Genomic DNA, 1,366 nt, shown 5'->3' with positions numbered 1-1,366 from the left:
ATCCGCACCGTCGCGGTGTATTCCGACGCCGACGCCGAGGCGCGCCACGTGGCCTTCTGCGACGAGGCCGTGCATATCGGCGGCGCCGCCGCGCGCGACAGCTACCTGCGCGCCGACCACATCATCGAGATGGCCAGGGAGACCGGCGCCCAGGCGATCCACCCGGGCTACGGCTTCCTGTCCGAGAACGAAGCCTTCGCCGAGGCCTGCGCCGCGGCCGGGCTGGTCTTTATCGGCCCGCCGGCGTCGGCGATCCACGCGATGGGCAGCAAGAGCGCGGCCAAGCAGCTGATGGAAAAGGCGTCGGTGCCGCTGGTGCCGGGCTACCACGGTGAGGACCAGGATCCGGCGCTGCTGCGGCGCGAGGCCGACCGCATCGGCTATCCGGTGCTGCTCAAGGCCAGCGCGGGCGGCGGCGGCAAGGGCATGCGCGTGGTCGAGTCCGGCGACGGCTTCGAGGCCGCGCTGGCGTCGGTCAAGCGTGAGGCCAGCGCCAGCTTCGGCGACGACAAGGTGCTGGTCGAGAAGTACCTGACGCGTCCGCGCCATATCGAGATCCAGGTGTTCGCCGACACCCACGGCAACTGCGTCTACCTGTTCGAGCGCGATTGCTCGGTGCAGCGGCGGCACCAGAAGGTGCTGGAGGAAGCGCCGGCGCCCGGCATGACCGAGGAGCGCCGCCGCGCCATGGGCGAAGCGGCAGTCGCCGCGGCAAAAGCCGTGGGGTACGTCGGCGCCGGCACGGTCGAGTTCATCGCCAACCAGGATGGCTCGTTCTACTTCATGGAGATGAACACGCGCCTGCAGGTCGAGCATCCGGTGACCGAGATGATCACCGGGCAGGACCTGGTCGAATGGCAGCTGCGCGTCGCCGCCGGCGAGCCGCTGCCGCTGACGCAGGAGCAACTGCGCATCGACGGCCATGCGCTGGAGGCGCGCATCTACGCCGAGAACCCCGACAAGCAGTTCCTGCCGTCCACCGGCACGCTGCGCTTCCTGCGCACGCCGCCGGCGGTGCAGTTCATGCGCGGCGAGGATGCCCACGGCCCGGCCGGCGTGCGCATCGACGCCGGCGTGCGCGAGGGCGATACCATCAGCCCGTTCTACGACCCGATGATCGCCAAGCTGATCGTCTGGGGCAAGGACCGCGACGAGGCGCTGGCGCGCATGCGCCAGGCGCTGGCGGCGTACCACGTGGTGGGGCTGTCGACCAACGTGGCCTTCCTGCAGCGGCTGGTGAAGTCGGAGGCGTTCCGCACCGCCGATCTCGACACCGGCCTGATCGAGCGCAACGAGGCGGTCCTGTTCCCGCCGCCCGCGCCGGTCGGCATGGAAGTGATCGCGCTGGCGGTGGCGGCGCTGCTGG

1 protein-coding gene is annotated in these 1,366 nt (G+C 70.7%); it reads left to right on the top strand.

Going from position 1 to position 1,366, the window contains the following annotated elements; genetic code table 11:
* On the top strand, positions 1 to 1,366 hold a 1,366-nt coding region (locus tag MKD38_RS30570), incomplete at both ends, for an acetyl-CoA carboxylase biotin carboxylase subunit (RefSeq protein WP_252682426.1).

Origin of the sequence: Cupriavidus sp. WGlv3, from assembly GCF_023952475.1 — a bacterium.
Taxonomy (GTDB): Bacteria; Pseudomonadota; Gammaproteobacteria; order Burkholderiales; family Burkholderiaceae; genus Cupriavidus; species Cupriavidus phytorum.
This window is presented reverse-complemented; position numbering and strand designations above follow the sequence as displayed.